Source organism: Streptomyces sp. NPDC026301 (genome assembly GCF_055567935.1).
This window is the reverse complement of sequence record NZ_JBVHPN010000025.1, coordinates 19,883-40,143: the sequence shown is the minus strand read 5'-3', so window position 1 is coordinate 40,143 and position 20,261 is coordinate 19,883. Positions and strand designations below refer to the sequence as shown.

The 20,261-nt window shown below is 71.0% G+C and carries 18 protein-coding genes; 4 read left to right on the top strand and 14 right to left on the bottom strand.

Going from position 1 to position 20,261, the window contains the following annotated elements; all coding sequences use genetic code 11:
• Nucleotides 1-9: 9 nt before the first annotated feature.
• The gene (locus ACZ4MH_RS31310) at nucleotides 10-657 is read right to left on the bottom strand and encodes a LysE family translocator (RefSeq protein WP_351600043.1); all 648 of its coding nucleotides are present in this window, start codon (nucleotides 655-657) and stop codon (nucleotides 10-12) included.
• A 163-nt stretch (nucleotides 658-820) separates the two neighbouring features.
• On the opposite strand from ACZ4MH_RS31310, the gene ACZ4MH_RS31305 reads away from it, so the two are divergent.
• The gene (locus tag ACZ4MH_RS31305; protein ID WP_351600041.1) at nucleotides 821-2,158 is read left to right on the top strand and encodes an aminotransferase-like domain-containing protein; all 1,338 of its coding nucleotides are present in this window, start codon (nucleotides 821-823) and stop codon (nucleotides 2,156-2,158) included.
• 26 nt (nucleotides 2,159-2,184) lie between these two features.
• Here the strand turns inward: ACZ4MH_RS31305 and ACZ4MH_RS31300 are convergent, their stop codons facing one another.
• Nucleotides 2,185-2,571, bottom strand: coding sequence for a nuclear transport factor 2 family protein (locus ACZ4MH_RS31300; RefSeq protein WP_351600039.1), 387 nt, complete (start codon nucleotides 2,569-2,571; stop codon nucleotides 2,185-2,187).
• A gap of 98 nt (nucleotides 2,572-2,669) precedes the next feature.
• Here ACZ4MH_RS31300 and ACZ4MH_RS31295 point away from each other — a divergent pair, with 98 nt between their 5' ends.
• Nucleotides 2,670-3,248 (top strand): TetR/AcrR family transcriptional regulator, encoded by a 579-nt coding sequence (locus ACZ4MH_RS31295; RefSeq protein WP_351600037.1) that lies wholly within the window; start codon nucleotides 2,670-2,672, stop codon nucleotides 3,246-3,248.
• A 28-nt stretch (nucleotides 3,249-3,276) separates the two neighbouring features.
• Here the strand turns inward: ACZ4MH_RS31295 and ACZ4MH_RS31290 are convergent, their stop codons facing one another.
• From ACZ4MH_RS31290 to ACZ4MH_RS31255, 8 genes are all read right to left on the bottom strand, one after another.
• Complete coding sequence (locus ACZ4MH_RS31290) at nucleotides 3,277-4,233, bottom strand: hypothetical protein (RefSeq protein ID WP_351600036.1); 957 nt, start codon at nucleotides 4,231-4,233, stop codon at nucleotides 3,277-3,279.
• A 1-nt stretch (nucleotide 4,234) separates the two neighbouring features.
• Nucleotides 4,235-5,476 carry an ATP-grasp domain-containing protein gene (locus tag ACZ4MH_RS31285; RefSeq protein ID WP_351600034.1) on the bottom strand — a complete coding sequence of 414 codons (1,242 nt, stop codon included), beginning with the start codon at nucleotides 5,474-5,476 and terminating at the stop codon, nucleotides 4,235-4,237.
• Nucleotides 5,473-7,005: an FAD/NAD(P)-binding protein gene (locus tag ACZ4MH_RS31280; protein ID WP_467754808.1), complete on the bottom strand. Its 1,533-nt coding sequence runs from the start codon at nucleotides 7,003-7,005 to the stop codon at nucleotides 5,473-5,475. Before ACZ4MH_RS31280 ends, ACZ4MH_RS31285 begins: the two co-directional genes overlap by 4 nt.
• 8 nt (nucleotides 7,006-7,013) lie before the next feature.
• Nucleotides 7,014-7,337, bottom strand: a complete 324-nt coding sequence (locus tag ACZ4MH_RS31275) for a branched-chain amino acid transporter permease (protein WP_351599873.1) — start codon at nucleotides 7,335-7,337, stop codon at nucleotides 7,014-7,016.
• Complete coding sequence (locus ACZ4MH_RS31270) at nucleotides 7,330-8,049, bottom strand: AzlC family ABC transporter permease (RefSeq protein WP_351599871.1); 720 nt, start codon at nucleotides 8,047-8,049, stop codon at nucleotides 7,330-7,332. Before ACZ4MH_RS31270 ends, ACZ4MH_RS31275 begins: the two co-directional genes overlap by 8 nt.
• A gap of 80 nt (nucleotides 8,050-8,129) precedes the next feature.
• Nucleotides 8,130-9,227: a pyridoxal phosphate-dependent aminotransferase gene (locus ACZ4MH_RS31265; protein ID WP_351599869.1), complete on the bottom strand. Its 1,098-nt coding sequence runs from the start codon at nucleotides 9,225-9,227 to the stop codon at nucleotides 8,130-8,132.
• A complete protein-coding gene (locus ACZ4MH_RS31260; RefSeq protein WP_351599867.1) occupies nucleotides 9,224-9,865 on the bottom strand; it encodes a 2OG-Fe dioxygenase family protein in 642 nt (213 codons plus the stop codon). Before ACZ4MH_RS31260 ends, ACZ4MH_RS31265 begins: the two co-directional genes overlap by 4 nt.
• A 355-nt stretch (nucleotides 9,866-10,220) precedes the next feature.
• On the bottom strand, nucleotides 10,221-11,762 hold the full coding sequence (locus ACZ4MH_RS31255; RefSeq protein WP_351599865.1) for an AMP-binding protein: 1,542 nt from the start codon (nucleotides 11,760-11,762) through the stop codon (nucleotides 10,221-10,223).
• A gap of 210 nt (nucleotides 11,763-11,972) precedes the next feature.
• Here ACZ4MH_RS31255 and ACZ4MH_RS31250 point away from each other — a divergent pair, with 210 nt between their 5' ends.
• Together ACZ4MH_RS31250 and ACZ4MH_RS31245 are read left to right on the top strand one after the other, a co-directional pair.
• On the top strand, nucleotides 11,973-12,812 hold the full coding sequence (locus tag ACZ4MH_RS31250; protein ID WP_351599863.1) for a LuxR C-terminal-related transcriptional regulator: 840 nt from the start codon (nucleotides 11,973-11,975) through the stop codon (nucleotides 12,810-12,812).
• A gap of 119 nt (nucleotides 12,813-12,931) precedes the next feature.
• Nucleotides 12,932-14,629 carry a SpoIIE family protein phosphatase gene (locus ACZ4MH_RS31245; RefSeq protein ID WP_351599861.1) on the top strand — a complete coding sequence of 566 codons (1,698 nt, stop codon included), beginning with the start codon at nucleotides 12,932-12,934 and terminating at the stop codon, nucleotides 14,627-14,629.
• Nucleotides 14,630-14,650: 21 nt separating this feature from the next.
• Here ACZ4MH_RS31245 and ACZ4MH_RS31240 read toward each other — a convergent pair whose 3' ends face one another.
• The 4 genes from ACZ4MH_RS31240 to ACZ4MH_RS31225 form a co-directional block, all read right to left on the bottom strand.
• Nucleotides 14,651-14,812 carry a hypothetical protein gene (locus ACZ4MH_RS31240; RefSeq protein WP_351599859.1) on the bottom strand — a complete coding sequence of 54 codons (162 nt, stop codon included), beginning with the start codon at nucleotides 14,810-14,812 and terminating at the stop codon, nucleotides 14,651-14,653.
• A gap of 107 nt (nucleotides 14,813-14,919) precedes the next feature.
• Nucleotides 14,920-16,113, bottom strand: coding sequence for an XdhC family protein (locus tag ACZ4MH_RS31235; protein WP_351599857.1), 1,194 nt, complete (start codon nucleotides 16,111-16,113; stop codon nucleotides 14,920-14,922).
• Between the two features lie 81 nt (nucleotides 16,114-16,194).
• Nucleotides 16,195-17,634 (bottom strand): NCS2 family permease, encoded by a 1,440-nt coding sequence (locus ACZ4MH_RS31230; protein WP_351599855.1) that lies wholly within the window; start codon nucleotides 17,632-17,634, stop codon nucleotides 16,195-16,197.
• 229 nt (nucleotides 17,635-17,863) lie between these two features.
• Nucleotides 17,864-20,260: a xanthine dehydrogenase family protein molybdopterin-binding subunit gene (locus ACZ4MH_RS31225; RefSeq protein ID WP_351599853.1), complete on the bottom strand. Its 2,397-nt coding sequence runs from the start codon at nucleotides 20,258-20,260 to the stop codon at nucleotides 17,864-17,866.
• Nucleotide 20,261: the final 1 nt, after the last annotated feature.

Genomic DNA, 20,261 nt, shown 5'->3' with positions numbered 1-20,261 from the left:
CCGGCAAGGTCAGTTGGTCGCTGTCGGCGCCGAGGTGTCGATCGCCAGTGACACGGCGAGCGCGCCGAGCACCGTCCCCATCATGTAGCGCTGCGCCTTGAGCCAGGAGGCGCGGCGCGCGAGGAACGCGGCGATGGCGCCGGCCGCGAGCACGATGGCCAGGTTGACGGCGACGCTGACCACGATCTGGACCGAGCCGAGCAGCAGGCCCTGGAACAGCACATGGCCGCCCTTCAGGTCGATGAACTGAGGGATGAGGGACAGGTACATGATGGCGATCTTCGGGTTGAGCAGGTTCGTCATCAGGCCCATCATGAACAGCTTGCGCGGCGAGTCGTGCGGGACGTCCTGCGGGTCGAAGGCCGAGAGGCCGCCCGGCCTCAGGGCGTTCCACGCGAGGTAGGCGAGATAGGCGGCGCCGGCCAGCTTCACGGCGAAGTACAGCTCGGGTACGGCGATGAAGAGGACCGACAGGCCCAGGTTCGCGGCCAGCAGATAGATCATGAATCCCAGGGCGACCCCGCCGAGCGAGACGATGCCGGCCCGCCGGCCCTGCGTGATGCTGCGGGACACGAGATAGACCATGTTCGGGCCCGGCGTGAGCACCATTCCGAGGGACACCGCGACGACCCCGAGGATCCCGCTCATTTCCACCATGAAAACCCCTCATTGTGCGCTCAATTGTCAGCGCCATGCCAGCGCAATGCCCTGAGCGTATTGCTCGCCAATCCTCGATGCAATATCCCCTATTGCACTCGGTGCAATTCCGTGGTTGGGTGGCGCGGCCAGAGGAAGGGCGGGAGCGAGCAAGGGGAGAGCCGTGCAGGACTACCAGAGCGTCGCCGACGCCGTGGCCGGGGAGATCGCGTCGGGCGCCCTCCGGCCGGGCGACCGGCTGCCCCCGCAGCGCCGGTTCGCGCAGCAGTACGGCATCGCCAACTCCACCGCGGCGCGCGTCTATCAGGAACTGGCCCGCCGCGGCCTCACGGTGGGCGAAGTGGGCCGCGGCACGTTCGTCCGCGCGGCCCCCCGCCCCGCCGCCCCGGCGCTCACCGAACCCGCGCTGAGCCGGGTCGACCTGGAGCTCAACTACCCGGTGGTGCCCGAGCAGGCCGCGCTGCTGGCCGAGGGCCTCGGCGGGATGCTGCGGCACGACGTCCTGGAGCACGCGTTGCGACCGATCGGCGCCGCGGGCGTTCCGGCCGTACGGGAGTCCGCCGCCGAGCTGCTCGCCCGCGGGGGCTGGCGCCCCGACCCGGCGCACGTACTGTTCGCGGGAAACGGGCGGCAGGCCATCTCGGCCGTCCTCACCGCCCTGGTGCCGCCGGGCGCCCGGCTCGGCGTCGAGCAGCTGACGTACCCGGTGATCAAGGCCATCGCCACGCGCCTCGACATCACCCTGGTCCCGCTGGCCATGGACGAGCACGGGCTGGTCCCGGAAGCCGTGGCGGAGGCCCACCGCGCGGGCCCGCTGCACGCCGTCTACGTACAGCCGACGCTGCACAATCCGCTGTCGCTCACCATGCCCAGCGAGCGGGTGGAGCAACTGGCCGACGTACTACGGCGGTTGGGGATCACCGCGGTCGAGGACAGCATCTGGGCCTTCCTCCGTGACGAGCTCCCGCCGCTCGCCGCCTTCGCCCCCGAGCGCACCGTTCTCGTCGACAGCCTGTCCAAGCGCATCGCCCCCGGCCTGACCCTGGGGTTCGTGACGGCCCCCGGCTCCCTGGCCGGCGCCATCGCCACCGCGCTGCGCTCTGGGGGCTGGGCCCCCGCGCGCTTCGCCCTGGAGGCGGCCGCCCGCTGGCAGCGGGACGGCACCGTGCAGACGCTCGTACGGGCCAAGCAGCGGGAAGCCGCCGTACGCCAGGAGATCGCGGCCGGGCACCTGGACGGCTTCACGGTCCGCAGCGACCCGCGCTCGTACCACTGCTGGTGGGAGCTGCCCCGGCCGTGGCGCGCCGACACCTTCGTCGCCGCCGCCGCGCGCCATGGCATCGGCGTGGCGCCGGCCGCCGCGTTCGCCGTCGGCGGCAACCACTCCCCCAACGCGGTCCGGCTCGGCCTCGCCTCGCCACGGCCCGAGGTGCTGTCCCAGGCACTGGCCACACTCGCCGACCTGGCCCGCTCCGCGCCGGACGATCTCGTCACGGCCTGAGCTCGAGTTTTAAGTGCTGGGAGTCGTCAGACGAAGAAGGCGTTCATCCCGGGCACGTCGGAGAGATACGTCTCGATACTCGCGATCTTTCCGTCGCGGAGCCGGCAGACCGTGGCCAGGTATTCGTCCAGCACGGCGTCCTCCCGGCGCGCGGTGTTGTGCAGGGAGAGCGCCATGTTCTCCCTGCTGACCAGAAGGTGCAGCAGCTCGAAGTCGAGGCCGTACGAGGCGATCCGCCGAGCACGCTCCACCACCGCGTCGGCGCCATCGGCTGTGCCGGAGATGGTGTTGTCGCCGGGCAGGGTCCAAGTGGCGTCGTCGTGCAACAGGGCCCGGATGCCGTCCCAGTCGCCCGAGACGAGGGCTTGGTGGAAGCTGCGCCCGAGGGCGAGGGTGGCTTCGTTGGTGGACATGACATTCCCTTCAGAGCTCTAAAGCAGTGACCTCCGCTTTAGTGTGACCGTAAGCGCCCTGCCCACTAAGGCGCAACTCTTTGCTTTAGGATGGAGGGGTGAACGCTGACGCATCGACGAAGCGACCCGGCGGCCGCAGCGCCCGCGTCCGTGCCGCCGTGCACAGCGCCGCGGTCGCGCTGGTGAGCGAGCGCGGCGCCGACCAGGTGACCCTCCCCGCCGTGGCCGAGCGCGCGGGGGTCAACTCCAGCACCCTCTACCGGCGCTGGGGTTCGCTCGCCGCGCTCCTGGCCGACGTCGCCAAGTACCGCGGCGACGTCGGCGCGCCCCCGCTCGTCGGCGACCTGCGCACCGACCTGGAGAACCAGGCGATCTGGACGCTGGCGGAGCTCTCCCGGCCCGGTGGCATCGCGTTCTTCCGCGCCGAGGTTGCGCCCGACGTCGACGAGCGGCACGAGGGACTGCGCGAGTGCCTGGACAGGGTCAGCGAGCGCTTCCGCCCCGTTCTCGACACGGCGCGGGAGCGTGGCGACGTACCCCCGCCCCCGTCCTTGGAGCAGGTGCTGGACCGAATCATCGCGCCGCTCTACTTTCGGGTGGTCTTCTCGATTCCCGGTACGGACGAGGCGTACGTCCGCGAACTCGTCGCGGGGTTCATCGGGGAGCCTCCCGCTTGAGCCGTGGCCGTCGACCGGCTCCTCGCTCTCACGGCGCGGAGCCGGCACGGTCAGCCGGCCGGCTCCCCCGCACGTGCCTCCGTTCCGCCGGCGCGCGCCGCACCGGCACCGCCGAGACCGCTGCCAGTACGGCCAGGAGCACGGTGAGTCCGAGGCCTACGAGGTCGAGCGGCCCGCCCCACGCCGCCTCCGAGAGGTAGGTGACTCCGGGCAGCGTCGTCAGGATCGTCATGGCGACCCTCGGATCGGCGCGCTGCAGGCCCACTTGGAGCACGAACAGCGGTGCCGTCACCGCGGTGGCCCCGATCAGGGGCAGCAGACCGACCGGGACACCGCTCTCCTCCGGGGTCGCCGCCTGGAGGAGGTACAGCGCTCCCGCACCCAGGTAGGTCAGGTGGAAGCGGTGTGCGGTGACGGTGACGGGGTCCACGCCGAGACGGCCGAGCGCTTTCGACGCCAGCGCCAGCCCCGAGGCTCCGGCCCCGGCGACGACTGCGAGCACGACGCCCGCCAGGACAGGCCAGTGCACATGGTCCAGATCCGTCAGCCGCCAGGCGAGCGCGCCGCCCACGAGGGCGAGCCCGGCGGCGTGCAGCCACGTACGGCGGGTGGGCCGTGCCCCGAAGCCGCCGGGGAGCAACTGCAGCCCGGCCAGCGCCAGCGGGCCGAGGGCCGTCTCGATGCCGCTGGCGAGCGTCGCCGGAATCCACGCGAGGGCGACGTAGAAACTCAGGAAGGTGACGGCCGTGAGGAGATTGACCACCAGCAGGAGCTGCCGTACCCGGCGGCGTTCCGGTCGCGGTGCGGTCCGGGAGGCCGCACCGCGCCACCGCCGGATCAGCAGCAGGCAGGAGAAGAAGGCCGCCGCCATGGCGAAACCGACTCCGGACAGCAGCAGGCTGCCGCTCGGCGTGAGCCGTCCCGACAGATAGCCGAAGCAGCCGGCCTGCAGCAGTACGGACAGCAGGATCAGCAGCGCGGACATCTCAGTCCCCTGCGGGACGCAGGCGGAAGAAGTCGCCGCTGTCCTCGATCTCGTGCAGCGTCTCCAGCACGCTTTCGAGCAGCTGCGCGTCCTCGTGGACGAGGTAGGCGATGCCGCAGGCGCCGGTCGTCAGATAGCGGTCGCGCACGGGCTCGCCGACCACCGGCAGCCGGGCGATGCTGTGGAAGCCGGGCATGCGGCGCAGCACGCGCAGCCCGTCGAGCGCCTCCAGTACGCCGTCGGCGTGCGGCCGCAGCAGTACCTTGGCCACCGTACGGGCCGGGGCGTACGGCAGGTCGAAGCGCCGCTGGAACTCGTCGGGGCGCAGCACGCGTTCCGCGGTGAGGTGCTGGTGGCTGTAGCCGAACGCGGCGTGGTAGGGGTCCGGTGCGAGCGACGGACCCATGACCCGTGAGTTGACCTCGACCAGGCGGGGGCCTTCCGGCGTCAGCATGACTTCGGTGTGGGCGGCGCCCTCGCGGATTCCCAGCGCGTCGAGGCAGCTGAGCACATAGTCCACGAGTTCCTGTTCCGGGCCGGACAGGGAGCCGCGCGAGATGATGTGGCGCAGCATCGGTGCGTTGTCGACGCGGTCGATGCGCTCGGCGTAGAGCTCGGTCAGCAGGTGCCGGCCACCCATGCTGACGGTGTTGACGATGTACTGGACGCCGTTGAGGCACTGCTGGACGACGACCTCGTTGTTGGTGCTGCCCATGAGGTTGGTCGCGCCCGTGACCTGGCGGAAGGCCGCGCGCGCTGTGTCCCGGTCGGGGCAGAGGGTGCAGCCGTCGCTGCCCGCGCTGTCGAGCGGCTTGACGACCAGGGGGTAGTCGTCCCAGTCGTCGAGGATCTTGTCGAGTTCGGGCTCCGATGTGACGGTCACGGTGCGGGCGTGCGGCAGGCCGGCCGCCTTCAGGGCCTGGATCATGAGGTACTTGTCCCGCCTGGCGGCGCGCCGCGCGGGGTCGTGATGCGGCGTCCCGAGCAGTTCGGCGAGCTCGTCGGCGAGAGTGACCCCGTACTCGCTGGCCGCCATGACGGTGTCGACGCCCAGCCGGGACAGCTGCTCCGCCGCCGGTGCCACGGCGGCCGGCCCGTCGATCAGGAGCCGGAAGGGGTGCGGGTCGGCCTCGTGGGCGGCGCGCTGGCCGGCGCTGTAGACGTGGACGCAGCTGCCTCCCTCCTCCTCGAAGGCGGCGGCCAGTTCGGCGCCGGTGGAGACGGGGTTCACCAGGGCAATCACAGTGCGTCCTTTCGCGCGGCGGAGGTCGCCGGTACGAGGGTGGGGGCGGCGCCCGCTCGGACACCGTCGGAGGGAAGGGGTTCACCGGCCAGGGCCGAGACGACGAGGCCGGCGTGCTGGGCGGCTGCCCGCAGGTAGTTGACGATCGGGAAACGGGCGCCGGCCGTCGCGCCGAGGGCCCAGATCCTCTCGGGCGCCCCGGTCCGTGCCCCAAGGCCGCGGGAGATGCGCAGGTCGGGCCCCACCTCGACGGCCCGGTGGCCGGGGGCTTCGGCGGGCGCTCCGATGTGCAGGCTCGCGTCGGGGCCCACTGTCAGGGCGGGCGGCCGGAATCCCGTGGCGCAGACGATCCAGTCGTAGCGTTCCTGGCGACCGTCGGGCCAGGTGACGGTCCAGCCGTCGCCCGCCGGGTCGGGGACGGCCCGGTACGGCTGCTCGTCGGCGACGGCCAGGAGACCCTCGTCCAGGTGGCGCAGCAGCAGCCGGGCGTTCGTGACCGGTATGGCGGAGATGAAGCGCGTGACCGTACGGCGGTGAGCGGCCAGCACGCGTTGTCGTACCGCGGCGGGCTGTTCGGACAGTACGGCGTTGAGCGCGTCGATCACTTCGGCGACGGTGTCCTGCCAGGGCAGCCGTCCGGCCTCGGCCAGCTCCGTGTCCCGCAGCAGGCGCCGGTGGGCGGCTCCGGCGTCGACGGCGGCGGGCCGCGCGGCGGCCGCCGGGTGCCGGTCGCCGCCCGGCCGGCGGCGGATGCGGCGTGCCACCGGCCGCAGCAGCTCCTGCGGACCGGCTCCGGCCGCCAGCAGGCTCCGGAACTCGGCCGCGAGACCGGTCCCGCGGTGTCGGCGCAAGCGGGTGCGGACGGCGGGCAGTTCTCCCGAGGGCGAGGTCATGACCGTGTGCACGCCACGACGGCACAGCACGAGGGCGGCGTCGATGGCCGACAGCTTGGTGCCCGCCACCAGTACGCGCGCCCCGGCCGGTATGCGGCGCAGCGCGCCGAGGGGGTAGGGCGTGGTGAACAGCCGGTCGGCCGGGTGGTGCCCGACGAGGTACTCGGGGTGCGCCGTCGAGGTTCCGTTGACGCAGACGAGGACGTCCGTCGCGGGCAGTACCCTGCCGTCCGCGAGGTGGACCCGGTAGTCCCCCGGCAGCCCGGTGACGCGGAGGGCACGCCCTCGTACGTGGGCGACGCGCGTGCCGCGGCGCACACAGTCGTCCCGTAGCCGCTGGAAGCTCTCCCTGAGGTACTGGGTGACCAGGAAGCGGGGTACGAAGTCGTCGCGGTGGACCGGCCAGCCGCGCGCGGCGAGGTAGCTCAGCAGCCCCGATTCCCCGTCCGGGGACAGCGAGGTGACGTCCACGGAGGTGTTGCACAGGGCACGCAGGTCACCCGAGCCGAACGCGCCGGCGATGCCGATGGGTCCGGGGGCGACGAACCGGACGGCGGCGATGTCCTCGGCCTCGGTGACGGCGCGGAAGGCGCACACGGCCGTGGCACCGCCGCCGATGATGACGATGCTCTTCATCGGTCTCCTCACAGCACGTGCACGAGGCCCATGTTGGTGGCGGTGCCCAGGACGATGGCGAGCAGGGGGCTGTTGCGCCAGTGGTAGACGGCGCCGCAGACCGCGATGCCGGCCAGTGCGGGGGCTCCGTACGGCGGGCTGGTGAAATCGACCGACTGCACGCTGTACGCCACGAGAATGACCATGATCCCCGGGGGGAGCGCGCTGCGCAGGTACTGCAGCAGCGGCGAGCCCGTCGCGTTGCGGAAGACTACGAAGGGCGCCGCGCGGAGCGCGAGGGTCACCGCGCTCATGATGGCGATGGCCGCTACGACGTAGGACGGTTCAGGCACGCTTGGACCTCGACAGTGTGTAGTCGGCAACCAGCAGGAGGAGGAAGGCGATCACGGCCACCGTGAGGAACTGGTCGCCCCCCACGAGTCCGGCCGCCAGCGAAGCCGCCAGGCCGTACAGGACGGGCCGGAGATTCGCCTTCTTGCGGCCGTGGTCCCAGGCCAGGACGACGAACAGGGCGGTGAGCGCGAACTCGATGCCGTCGATGTCCTCCGGGAGCGCCGACGAGGCCAGGGCGCCGGCGAGGCTGCCCGTCACCCAATAGCCGTGGCTGAGGAGCTGGATGAGGGTGATGCGGCGCCCGTTGAGCTCCTGGTCGGGGTTGGCGGCGAGCAGTGAGTACGTCTCGTCGGTGAGGGCGAAGACGCCGTAAGCGCGCTGCAGCCGGCCCGTCAGCAGGTGGAGCGGGAACGACAGCCCGTAGAAGACGTGCCGGAAGTTCACCAGGAATGTGGTCATGGCGATGGCCGCCAGGCCGAGGCCGGAGGTCACCATCGATACGGCGAGAAACTCCAGTGACCCGGCGAAGACGACCAGCGCGGTCGTCGGCGCCCAGAACCAGGGGAGTCCCTGGCTGACGAGCAGAATGCCGAAAGCGGCCCCGAGCGGCAGGTAACCCATCGCCACGGGCACGGTCAGCCTCGCCGCGACGGCCAGGTCCTCATGGAAGGAGGCGCGGGCCGTCCCGGCTGTCACGCGTTCGTCCAGCACGCGTCATCCATCCCTTGCGTCGAATTGCTCGTACATTGCCCGGTGCGGGCGGCGCGCTCTCCGGCGCGCCGCCCGCTGCCTCACGCGGATTCGGCCAGCTGTGCCGAGAGGCGCCGCAGCCCCTCGTCGAGCACGTCGGCCGGGCGGGCGTAGCTGATGCGCAGCCCCCGCTCGGATCCGAAGACCTCGGCGGGCATGACGAGCGTGCGCCGCTTCTCCAGCAGTTCCTCGGCGAACTGCTGCGAGGAGACGGTGGTGTTGAGGTGCAGCCAGGCGAACGGCGTGTTCTCCGGCCGTACCAGTTCGAGAGTGTCCGCGTGCTCCGCGGCGAACGCCTCGAGCCGTGCGCGGCCGCCGTCCACCAGCGTGTGGTAGCGCTTCAGGTGCCGCTCCCGGTCGGCGAGGACGCGGGCCGCGGCCCGTTCCCACACCAGGGAGTTGGAGACCGTGGTGTACCGCTTGTAGTTGACCATCTGCTCGATGATGTCCGCGGGCCCCTTGGCCCAGCCCACGCGCAGCGCCGGCAGTCCGTAGACCTTGGACAGTCCGGAGACGGAGACCGAGCGCTCATGGCGGTGCGTGACGGAATCGGCGAAGTCGAGGAGGTACTCCTCGTCGTTCACCACCAGCAGGTCGTGGGCGCGCGCCACGTCGAGTACGGCGTCCCAGTCGGCCTGTGTCAGCAGGCGCCCCGAGGGGTTGCCCGGGCTGTTGAGGATGAGCATCCGGGTCTCGGGGCGCACGGCGCGCTCCAGGGCCGTGGCGTCGAAGGGAGCGCCGGGGCGCCAGTCGAGCACCGTGACCTCGCAGCCCACGTGGGCGGGGACCTCCCAGGCCTGCTGCCAGCCGGGCGCTGTGGTGATCACGTGGTCCCCGGGCCGCAGGGCGGACCGGTAGAGCAGGTACAGGGCTTCCTGGGCGCCGTGCGTCACGACGACATCGCGGCGGTCCTCCTGTACGGGAGCGCCGGGGGCCTGAGCGTCGTCGTACAACGCCCCGATCCGAGCGCGCAGTTCGTGCGTCCCGCGGTCGAGGCTGTAGTCCATCTCCCAGTCGGGCTCCAGCGGTACGTCCCGCAGCAGCTGGAACTGGACGCCGCTCTCCGCGAGGTCCAGGTCGAACCGGCCCTGTGCGCGGCTGAAGAGCCAGTCCTGAATGGTGTACGGCGCGATGCTCACTGGGCCTGCTCTCCGAGGGAAAAGGTAATGACGGCTACGTCGCGGTAGGCGGGTTCACCCGGGATTTTCGGCGTGATGGGGCTGACGTAGTGCTTGACTTCCCGGTCCGCCAGGAAAAGGGATTCGCCGGGGGCCATCACCCGCTCCAGAATGATTTCGCCGGCCGCGGCATTTTCCCGCACCAGGGAAATTCCGCCGCTCACGTTCTCGGCCGCCACACAGGTCACGGCTATCAGGTCGTACCCGTCTTGGTGAAACCCTTCCGGGGCCGGGAATCCCGGCCGGTCGTCCGCCGCCGTGATGCGGATCTGGTGGCAGCCGATCTCGAACTCCTCGGCGGCGGCCAGCTCGCGGATGGCAGGAGCGTTCACGAGCCCCTCGGCAAACTCCTTGGCCGGGTCGCCCAGCGGCGCGAATCGCCGGTCCATGCCGCCCGCGTACTCATTGATCGCGTCGCTCTGAAAGAAGGAGGTGTCCTCTTCCCACAGCAGCATCTCGCCCTTGACGCGAGCCTTTCCGAACGCGCGGTAACGGAAATGATGGCCGTCTCGCAGATGTACGTCGGCAGGCAGATCTTCATAGCTGCGCATAAAGGGTTCGGTGATGTACCCCTGCGCAGCGAACAGCCGATAACGCACTGTTATCCCCCACTGTTTCGTTACGTGCCTCGGAAGGCTAACAGGGCAAGATCATCTTCCGATGTGAAGCAGTTCACAAAGAACACCGGCCGACCCTCCGGGGTCGACCGGCCGACGTTGTTCATTAATTTCACGTTCAACGGAAAAACTGGGACACCTGCGGGTGAAATACCCCTACCCGAGCAGGAATTCGAAGCTACGCATCCGAACCCCTCGCTCCCCGCTCGTAGAAAAGCACGAAATTGCCTGCGTCCATTTAGTGAGACCGGCAGGGGCGGCAATACGTGACATCACATCCATATGGTGCTTTCCGCGGCGGCGGGGGCGCTGCCGCGGAACGCACGTGCCGGAGCGGTCAGTTGACGCCGCGGTCGCGGCCCGACCAGTACGGTTCGCGGAGCTTGAACTTCTGGATCTTGCCGGTGGCCGTGCGGGGGATGGCATCGCGGAACTCGACGGTGGTGGGGGCCTTGTAGCCCGCCATGTGCTGCTTGCAGTGGGCGATGATGTCCGCCTCCTGGGCCGTGGCGCCTTCGACGAGGACGACCAGGGCCTTGATGGTCTCGCCCCACTTCTCGTGCGGTACGCCGATGACGGCGACCTCGGCGACGGCGGGGTGGCTGAAGATGGTGTCCTCCACCTCGATCGAGGAGACGTTCTCGCCGCCCGTGATGATGACGTCCTTCTTGCGGTCGGAGATGGTGAGGTGGCCGTCGGACTCGTCGAGGGTGCCGCCGTCGCCCGTGTGGAACCAGCCGTCCTCCAGGGCCGCTTCGGTCTCCTCGGGCTTGTCCCAGTAGCCCTCCAGGACGGTGTTCGAGCGGGCCAGGACCTCGCCGGAGGGGGAGATCCGCAGCTTGGTACCGAGGGCGGGGAGGCCCGCGCGGGAGAGTTTGCGGGCCCGCTCCTCGGCGGGGAGGTCCGCGTCGGCGGCGCCGGACCGGTTGAAGGTGAGGACCGGGGAGGTCTCGGTCAGGCCGTAGATCTGGGTGAACTCCCAGCCCAGTTCCTCGTTCATGCGCTGGATCGTGCGGCTGGGCGGCGGGGCTCCCGCGCAGACGATGCGGACGCGGTCGCGGCCGGGGATCTCGCCGTCCCAGTTCGCCGCCGCGTCCAGGACCATGTTCCACACCGCGGGCGCACCGCACATGAGCGTGACGCCGTGTTCCTCGACGCGGCGCAGGATTTCGGTGCCGTCGACCTTGCGCAGTACGACCTGCTTGGCGCCGAGGCCGGCCATCACGTACGGCATGCCCCAGCCGTTGCAGTGGAACATCGGCAGCGTGTGCAGATAGACGTCGCGCTCCCAGGCGCGGGTGTGCAGCCCGAAGGTCAGGCCGTTGACCCAGATGTTGCGGTGGGTGAGCTGGACGCCCTTGGGGCGGGCGGTCGTGCCGGAGGTGTAGTTGATGGTCGCGGTGGCGTCCTCGTCCGGGTACGACCACGGGCGCGGTGCGATGCCGAAGCGCATCAGCTCCGTCTCGGTCTGCTCGCCGAGTACGAAGCGGTGGCGGGCCTTGACGTCGGACAGCGCGGCGTCCAGTTCCGGGTCGATGAGCAGGACGGAGGCGCCGCTCTGCCGCACGATGTAGTCGATCTCTTCGGGCTTGAGGCGGAAGTTGACCGGTACGCAGATGCGGCCGCTCATCGGCACCGCGAACAGCAGCTCAAGGAGGCGGGTCGAGTTGTGGCTGACCACCGCCACGCGTTCGCCCTCGCCGACGCCGAGCGCGTCGAGCCCCGCCTGCCAGGCCCGCACCCGCTCGCCGAACCGGCCGTACGTCGCATCGGGCACCGGCGGCCCGGGCTGATCCGGCTCGTCCACCACGCCCGGGCCGTTGGCGAACCCCGCCTCCGCCCGGTCCAGAAAGTCCGCGATGGTCATGGGTACCCGCATGCTGCTCTCCTCGTATCCAGAACCCGGAACACTTACCCGTGGCTACTTCTCACCTATGCACACCTACGGAGCCCGGTACTCGTCGTCCGTCGCCCTCGTCCCGGGCCTGTCCGCCATGTGTCGTTCTCATTGCCCCGCGGCTTCCGGCCATCGTGTAATCGGTGACGCAGGTCTCACCACCCCCGAATGGGGGGAAGCGGAGGTTAGCGCGTGCTGAACGAGCCAGAGCAGAGCGGGTCCGCGGACGTCAGGGCGGCGCTGCTGCGGCTGCGCAGGGCGAGCGGACTGCCGGTGGCGTTCGGCGGCCTGCTGTCCGGCACGGGCCGGTTCCGCATCAACGAGCTGACCGGCGCGGCCACCACCGCGCTGCGCGGGCTGTCCATCCACTCGGGCAACGGCCTGGGCGGCAAGACGGCGGCCCGCTCCCGGCCCTTCGCGGTGACCGACTACCACTCCTCCGCGGTGATCAGCCATGAGTACGACGCGGCGGTGGCCACCGAGGGACTGAAGTCCGTACTGGCGGTACCGGTCGTGGTGCGGCGGCGGGTGCGCGGCGTGCTGTACGGGGCGCTGCGGCAGCCGTTGCAGCTGGGCGACCGGCCGCTGTCCGCCGCGCTGGAGGCGGCCAGGGAGCTGGAGCAGGCGCTGGTGGTGCAGGACGAGGCGGAGCGGCTGCTGTCGGTGGCCCGGCAGCCGACCGCCGCCGATCCGGTGATGTGGGAGGAGGTCAGGGAGGCGCACAGCGCGCTGCGCACCCTGGCGCAGCGGGTCGGCGATCCGCTGCTGCGGCAGGAGATGCTGGCGGCCTGCGGCCGGCTCGCCGCGGCCTCGGGCGGGACCCGCCGGGACCCCGCCGTCACGCTCTCGCCACGCGAGGTGGACGTGCTCTCCTGCGTGGCCTCGGGCGCGACGAACCTCGCGGTCGCGGAGCGGCTGGGGCTGCGCCCGGAGACGGTCAAGGGTTATCTGCGCTCCGCGATGCGCAAGCTCGGCGTCCACACCCGGCTGCAGGCCGTGGTCGCGGCGCGCCGCGCGGGCCTGCTGCCCTAGCCCCGCCGCTCCCCCGTACGCACCACTCGGGTCCCCCCTCTGCGCAGGCCGCGACGGCGATCCTGCGAGACGCTGGAGGAGGTCGTCGGTGCAGGTGGCATCAGTGAGGAGGGCCGGGCGTGTCGGATCCCGCGACCGGGAGCGAGCCGGAGCCCGTACTGCCTGCGGGGCTGACGGCCGGGGTCTACATCCAGGACGGCTACGGGCGGATCTCGCACGTCAACGACAAGGCCGAGGAGCTGCTGGCACGCCCCGCCGCCGCCATGCTCGGCGCCGACCCGCACGAGCTGCTGCACCGCAATCCCGACGGAACGCAGCTGCCCCGGCCGAACTGCGTGCTCCTCCAGGCGTTCCTGGCCGGGCAGGCCGTGTCCCTGGACGGCTGCCAGTGGTTCGCGCGCGGGGACGGCGGGCTGATCTGTGTGGGCGGGATGTCCGTGCCGTACGAGGTGGACGGCGCCCCGGACGGCGCGGTCGTGGTCTTCTTCGAGCGGCCGCCGGAAGAGGCGCACACGCCGGTGACGCCGGAGAACCTCGAGGCGCTGACCGACCTCGCCGACCGGCTGACGATGGTCGCCGAGACCACCGCCGTGCTCACCTCCACCCTCGATCTGGACGAGTCGCTGAAGCGGCTCGTGCGGCTGGTGGTCCCCCGACTGGCGGACTGGGCGGTGGTCGATCTGCTGGAGGAGCAGGGCAAGCTGCGGCGGGTGGCCGTGGTGCACCACGTGGACGGCCGGCACGTACGGGTGGAGGAGCTGACCGGGCCGATGCCGCAGGTGCAGGAGGGGTCGCGGATGCCGCTTTCCCGGGTACTGCGCGGGGCGGCGCCCCGGATCGTGACGCCCGAGGACTACGCGGGGCCGCCGGACTCCGGCATCGCCGTCCAGCAGCGCCAGATGTTCCGGGCGATCGGCATGCGGTCGGCGGTGATCGCGCCGCTGCGCGGCCCCGGCAAGGTGCTGGGCGCGCTGACCCTGGTCCGTACGGACCAGGAGAAGCCCTTCGACGCGGCGGAACTGGCGCTGGTCGACGACATCGCCCGGCGGGCCGGGCTCGCCGTGGACAACGCGCAGCTGTACGAGCGGCAGCGGCGGGTCGCGGAGACCATGCAGCGCCATCTGCTGCCGCCGCTGCCCCGTATCGAGGGCCTGGAGATGACGGTGCGCTACCACCCGGCGCCGCACGCCTCCCGGGTCGGCGGCGACTGGTACGACGCGTTCCGGCTGCCGGACCGGACGACGGCGCTGGTCATCGGGGACGTGGTCGGCCACGACCTGCAGGCGGCGGCCTGCATGGCGCAGGTGCGCAACATGCTGCGGGCCTTCGCCTGGGAGCACACCGAGGCGCCGTCCGTCACCGTCGGCCGGCTGGACCGGGCCCTCGTCCACATCAGCGACGTGCAGCTGGCCACCATGATCCTGGCCCAGGTCGAGCGGGCGCAGGCCGGCGACTGGCAGCTGCGCTGGACCAACGCCGGGCACCCGCCGCCGCTGCTGGTGCACGACGACGGCCGGGTGTGCTTCCTGGAGCACGGCGCCGCCGACCTGGTGCTCGGTACCGAGCTGTCGCCCGAGCGCACCGACTTCCAGCAGGCGCTCCCGCCGCGCAGCACGGTCGTCCTGTACACCGACGGCCTGATCGAGGCCCGTGGCCTGCCGCTGAGCGAGGGCCTGGACCAGCTCGCCAGCTTCGCCGCGGCGCTCGCCGACCGCTCCCTGGACGAATTCTGCGACCAGCTCATCAGCAGAGCCCTGTACGCGGCCAACGAGGACGACGTGGCGCTGCTGGCGCTCCGGGTGCCGGCGACGCCGTAGGAACCGGCGACGCCGTAGGAACTACTGCGCCGAAGACGGCTGGCCCGGGAGGCGGAAGTCCAGGACCTCGGTGGCTTCCTGCTCGGTCTTCTGGGCGTACTCGCGCGCCTCGGTGGCGACGTCACCCTGCTCGTTGATGAGCTGGTCGTAGATCGGGGTGAGTGGTCCGTCCGGCGAGTTCATCGTGCGGTGTTCCTTCGTTCTCGGACATGGCGACAGCCGCCCACGAATGGCGCGGACGGCCGGCCGCCGATCTTATCCTTCGCTTACCGGGAGCGGTATTGCTGCCCTCAGGCAACCGATCCGATACGGCGTGTCGTGACCGATGTGTCGTGATGGATCGGGGTATGTGCGCCGGTGAGCGGCACGCCGGTACCGCCGCGGCGGGTGGCGACGATCTCCGCGGCGATGGACAGGGCCGTCTCCTCGGGCGTACGGGCGCCGAGGTCGAGGCCGATCGGGGAGCGCAGGCGGTTGAGTTCGAGGTCGGTCAGGCCGGCCTCGCGCAGCCGGCGCAGCCGGTCCAGGTGGGTGCGGCGGGAGCCCATCGCGCCGACGTAGGCGACGGGGAGCTTCAGTGCCCGCTCCAGCAGCGGTACGTCGAACTTGGCGTCGTGCGTGAGGACGCAGAGCACCGCGCGGGAGTCCAGCTGCTGGGAGTCGAGGTAGCGGTGCGGCCAGTCGATCACGATCTCGTCGGCGTCGGGGAAGCGAAGCTTCGTGGCGAAGACGGGGCGGGCGTCGCAGACGGTGACGTGGTAGCCGAGGAATTTGCCGGCCCTGACCAGGGCGGCGGCGAAGTCGATGGCGCCGAAGACGAGCATCCGCGGGGCCGGGGCCGAGGACTCGACGAGGAGGGTCAGCGGGGCGCCGCACTGGCTGCCGTCCGCGCCGATCTCGACGGTGGTGGTGCGGCCCGCGTCCAGCAGCGCGCGGGCCTCCTCGACCGCGGTGCGGTCGAGTGCGGGATGGCCGCCGAGGCTGCCGGTGCGGCTGCCGTCGGCGTGGACGAGGAGGGCACGGCCGAGGAGTTCGGCGGGCCCTGAGACGATGCGCGCGAGGGCCGCCGCCTCAGCGGTGACGGCGGCGGCCACCGCCGCGACGAGCGTCCCGGAGGTGCTGTCCACCGGGGCCGGGGGGTCGTCCGGCCCCTCTGATGGCTCCGGGGCGTTCGTGCGTACCGGGGTGACGAGGATGTCGACGATGCCTCCGCAGGTCAGGCCGACCGCGAAGGCGTCCTCGTCGCTGTACCCGAACTGCTGGAGCACCGGCGTGCCGGTCTCCAGGGCCTCCTGGCACAGCTCGTACACCGCACCCTCCACGCAACCGCCGGAGACGGACCCGATCGCCGAGCCGTCGCGGTCGACGGCGAGCGCGGCGCCCGGTTGCCGGGGCGCGCTGCCGCCGACGCCCACCACGGTGGCCACGGCGAAGTCGCGTCCCTGCTCGACCCACCGGTTCAGCTCTTCGGCGATGTCCAGCATGTCCAGCTCCTTGTCTGCGATTGCGCGGAGGGCCGATGCGGCCTCCGTCCGGGCACGGTGCCCGGCGCCGGCGGGTCTCCCCTACCCGATGTCGTTGAAGGCGAAGTTGGCGATGAACACCAGCGCCAGGATCCACATCAGCGGACCCGGCTCGCGCCACTTGCCCTGCGCGAGCTTGATCGCGCAGTACGAGATCACGCCCACCGCCACACCGTTCACGATCGAGTAGGTGAACGGCATGATGACCACGGTCAGGAAGACCGGGATCGCCACGGAGCGGTCCTTCCAGTCCACATGCCGTGCGTTCTGCATCATCATCGAGCCGATGACGACCAGCGCGGCGGACGCGACCTGGGCGGGCACGATCTCCGCCAGTGGAGTGAAGAGCAGCGCCGCGCCGAAGAGCAGGCCGGTGACGGTGGCCGACAGGCCCGTACGGGCGCCCTCGCCGACGCCGCTGGCGGACTCGATGAAGACGGTCTGCCCTGAGGCGCCGGCGACGCCGCCGATCGCACCGCCCGCGCCGTCGATGAGCAGCGCCTTGTTCAGGCCCGGCATCCGGCCGAGGTGGTCGGCGAGCTTGGCCTCCTGGCCGACCGCAATGATCGTGGCCATGGCGTCGAAGAAGCCGGCCAGGACCAGGGTGAAGACGACCATCGCCACGGTGGTGGCGCCGAGCTCGGCGAAGCCGCCGAATTCGATCTTGCCGAACAGGCTGAAGTCCGGGGTGGAGACCAGGGTGTCCGGGAGTGCGGGCGTGGCCAGGCCCCACTGCTTGTCGCCCAGCCCGAAGATCGCGGTGACGACCAGCGAGAAGACGGTGCCGACGGCGATGCCGATCAGGATCGCGCCGGGGATGTTGCGGGCCAGCAGCATGAAGATGATGACGAGGGTGAGGCAGAAGGCCAGGACGGGCCAGCCGCTGAGGTGGCCGTGGACGCCGAGGGTGACCGGCGCCGAGGCGTTGCCGATGCCGACGAACCCGGCCTTGACCAGGCCGATCATGGTGACGAAGAGCCCGATGCCGATGGTGATTGCGTGCTTGAGGCCGAGCGGGATCGCGTTCATGATCTTCTCGCGGAGACCGCTGATGACCAGGACCATGATCACGACGCCGTAGATCACACACATGCCCATGGCCTGCGGCCAGGACATGTCGCTGATCACCTGGGTGCCGAGCACGCCGGAGACGCTCAGGCCTGCGGCGAGGGCCAGCGGCACCTTGCCGACGATGCCCATGAGCAGCGTGGCCAGTGCGGCCGCGAAGGCCGTGGCCGTGATGACGGCACCCGGGTGGAGGGTGCCGCCGACCGCGTCCTTGCCACTGAGCAGGACGGGGTTGAGGAGGAGGATGTACGCCATCGCCATGAAGGTGGTGATGCCGCCGCGCAGCTCCCGGCCGAGGGTCGAGCCGCGCTCGGATATGTGGAAGTACCGGTCGAGCCACGACCGGCCGGAGGGCTGGCGCGTACCCGCGCCGGCGTCCTCCGCCGTGGTCGGCTCGATGGTGGGCTGGGTCATGGTGCCTATCTCCCAAGGTTCATAGGGGCACTCACAAGGGGGGAAGTGTGAGATTTGGGATGGAACGGGCCGCACGACCCGGGGGACGGCCCGAGACGAACGTTTTTCAGCCAGATGCGGCGCCGAGGACGGATCCTAGGAGGCCGGGCTGACGTGGGGGAAACTCCGGGCGGTACGAACCGCGGGAGGACGGACAGGACACCCCAAACCATCCGCACCGCCCGGAGGCTCACGTGCCGGTGAGGTGTTCCGGACGCACCGGCGTCTTCGTGAGTGCCAGACCAGTCGCCGCCCGGATTGCGGAGAGGACAGCCGGGGTCGACGACAGAGTCGGCGCCTCGCCGACGCCACGCAGCCCGTAGGGAGCGTGCTCATCGGCAAGTTCGAGGACATCCACCGGAATGGTGGGCGTGTCCAGAATGGTGGGGATCAGGTAGTCGGTGAAGGAAGGGTTGCGCACCTTCGCGGTCTTGGGGTCGACGATGATCTCCTCCATGACCGCGACGCCCAGGCCCTGGGTGGTGCCACCCTGGATCTGGCCGACGACGGACAGCGGGTTGAGCGCCTTGCCGACGTCCTGCGCGCAGGCCAGCTCGATGACCTTCACCAGGCCGAGCTCGGTGTCGACCTCGACGACCGCGCGGTGCGCCGCGAAGGAGTACTGCACGTGGCCGTTGCCCTGGCCGGTCTCCAGGTCGAACGCCTCGGTGGGGCGGTGCCGCCACTCCAGGTTCGCCTCCACGGCCTCCTCGCCGAGCACGTCCACGATGTCGGCGAGCACCTCGCCGCCGTCGGTGACGACCTTGCCGCCCTCCAGGAGCAGCTCGGCCGTGGCCCACGCCGGGTGGTACGTACCGAACTTGATCCGGCCCCGCTGCAGGACCTGCTCGCGCACGGCCTCGCAGCTGTTCTTCACCGCGCCGCCGGTGACGTAGGTCTGCCGGGAGGCGGAGGTGGAGCCCGCCGAGCCGACCTGGGTGTCCGCCGGTTGGATGGTGACCTGCTGGACGCCCAGCTCCGTACGGGCGATCTGCGCGTGCACGGTCACGCCGCCCTGGCCGACCTCGGCCATCGCGGTGTGCACGGTCGCGACCGGCTCGCCGTTGATGACCTCCATGCGGACCCGCGCGGTGGAGTAGTCGTCGAAGCCCTCGGAGAAGCCGACGTTCTTGATGCCGACGGCGTAGCCGATGCCGCGGACGACGCCCTCGCCGTGGGTGGTGTTCGACAGGCCGCCGGGCAGCGCGCGGACGTCGGCGCCCTCGGTGGTCTCCCACTGGTTCTCCGGCGGCAGCGGCATCGCCTTCACGCGGCGCAGCAGCTCGGCGACCGGGGCAGGCGAGTCGACCGGCTGCCCGGTCGGCAGCAGCGTGCCCTGCTCCATGGCGTTGATCTGCCGCAGCTCGACGGGGTCCATGTCGAGCGCCTTGGCCAGCTTGTCCATCTGCGCCTCGTACGCGAAGCACGCCTGGACCGCGCCGAAGCCGCGCATGGCGCCGCAGGGCGGGTTGTTCGTGTAGAGCGCGATGGCCTCGATGTCGACGTCCTCGACGACGTACGGGCCGACGGCGAGCGAGGAGGCGTTGCCGACCACGGCCGGGGAGGCGGAGGCGTACGCGCCGCCGTCCAGCACGATGCGGCACTTCAGGTGGGTGAGCTTGCCGTCCTTGGTGGCGCCGTGCTCGTACCAGAGCTTGGCGGGGTGCCGGTGGACGTGCCCGAAGAAGGACTCGAACCGGTTATAGACGATCTTCACGGGCTTGCCGGTACGGAGCGCCAGCAGGCAGCCGTGGATCTGCATCGACAGGTCCTCGCGGCCGCCGAAGGCGCCGCCGACGCCGGAGAGCGTCATCCGGATCTTCTCCGGCGGCAGGCCCAGCACCGGCGCGATCTGCCGCAGGTCCGAGTGGAGCCACTGGGTCGCGACATACAGGTCGACGCCGCCGTCCTCGGCCGGCACGGCGAGGCCGGACTCCGGGCCCAGGAACGCCTGGTCCTGCATGCCGAAGTCGTACTCGCCGCTGACGATCACGTCCGCGCGCTTGGCGGCCTCGTCGGCGTCGCCGCGGATGATCGGCTGGCGGTGCACGATGTTCGGGTGCGGTACGTGGCCCGCGTGGTGGTCGTTGCGGCCCGGGTGCAGCAGCGGCGCGTCCGGGGCGGTCGCCGAGGCCTCGTCGGTGACGACCGGCAGCTCCGCGTAGTCGATCTTGATCTTGGCGGCGGCGCGGCGGGCGGTCTCCGGGTGGTCGGCGGCGACCAGCGCGACCGGCTCCCCGTGGTGCCGCACCCGGCCGTTGGCCAGTACCGGGGTGTCCTGGATCTCCAGGCCGTAGTTCTTCACCGCGGTCGGCAGGTCTTCGTAGGTGAGGACCGCGTAGACACCGGCCTGGGCGAGCGCCTCGGAGGTGTCGATGGAGCGGATCTCGGCGTGCGCGACGGTGCTGCGCAGCGTGTAGCCCCACAGCATGTCCTCGTGCCACATGTCCGACGAGTACGCGAACTCGCCGGTCACCTTGAGCGTGCCGTCGGGCCGCAGGGTGGAGGCCCCGATACCGGCCGGGGTATTGCTGCCCTGGGTGAGCTCGGTGGGCGTGTTGGTGGGTGTCCGAGTGACTCCGGCCATG